1 protein-coding gene and 1 other RNA gene are annotated in these 904 nt (G+C 49.7%); one reads left to right on the top strand and one right to left on the bottom strand.

Going from position 1 to position 904, the window contains the following annotated elements; genetic code table 11:
* Positions 1–442 (bottom strand): DUF3683 domain-containing protein (locus ACTHUT_RS21190; RefSeq protein WP_440419774.1); only part of this gene is annotated, 442 nt, incomplete at its 3' end.
* A 260-nt stretch (positions 443–702) separates the two neighbouring features.
* Between ACTHUT_RS21190 and ffs the strand changes: the two genes are divergently transcribed.
* An RNA gene (ffs, locus tag ACTHUT_RS21185) (signal recognition particle sRNA small type) lies at positions 703–799 on the top strand.
* Positions 800–904: the final 105 nt, after the last annotated feature.

The raw sequence follows: 904 nt of genomic DNA, 5'->3' as shown, positions 1-904 counted from the left end.
ACATAATATTGTGCGGCTTGGTGATTTTGCTCAAACGCTCCAAAATCTGCCGCCGCTTTTGGCGCGTTTCGTCAAAACCGCCGTCAAAACGCTCGACCGCCTTTTCCGCCACCGCAACCAACAAATCGACTTGCGGATTGTCGTCGCGGCGTTTGCGGATTTCGTTCAAACGGTGGCGCATTTCGCGTACCAGCGCGGCGCGGCGTTTCGGGTGCTCCAGCAAATCATCGACCAGATACGGATTGCGCACGACCACCCAAATATCGCCCAACACTTCAAACAACATCCGCGCCGAACGCCCCGTCCTGCGCTGTCCGCGCAAGTCCTGCAGAATCTGCCACGCCTCGTCGCCCAACAGGCGGATGACGATTTCGCGGTCGGTGTAGGAAGTATAGTTGTAGGGAATTTCCCGAATACGCTGCGGGGCGGTAGTCGTGGTCATGGTCGTGTTCCGTTGATGGATGTAATGTTTTTATATTAAAGGCCGTCTGAAAAATGTAATTTCTTCTTGATGGCGTAAAGTGTTAATGTAGTGTAATTTTCGATATTTTTCAACGGAAAAGACAATAAACATTTCAATGGGAATGATTTGCAACTAGGCAATATTGTTTACAATCTTGTCGTGTAAATGGTTTTCAGACGGCCTGACAGATTTTATCGCTTGAGTTTTTCTGTAAAACCGCTATAATGCGTTTCTTCTACGGCGGGTCTCCCCGCATGGTAATTCGGAACACCGGGTCAGGGGCGGAAGCCAGCAGCCCACTCTGATGAGCCAGTGCCGGGGGTTCGGCTCGCCACCTTATTCAAAAATGCCGGAGATGGTTAAGTCTCCGGCATTTTTCATTGTATAAAGCGTAATAGAAAGGCCGTCTGAAATCTCATTTTCAGACGGCCTTTGTGTTTA

This window comes from Neisseria sp. P0022.S010 (assembly GCF_051956635.1).
The sequence above is the reverse complement of the archived record's forward strand: the minus strand, read 5'-3'. Positions and strand labels throughout refer to the sequence as shown.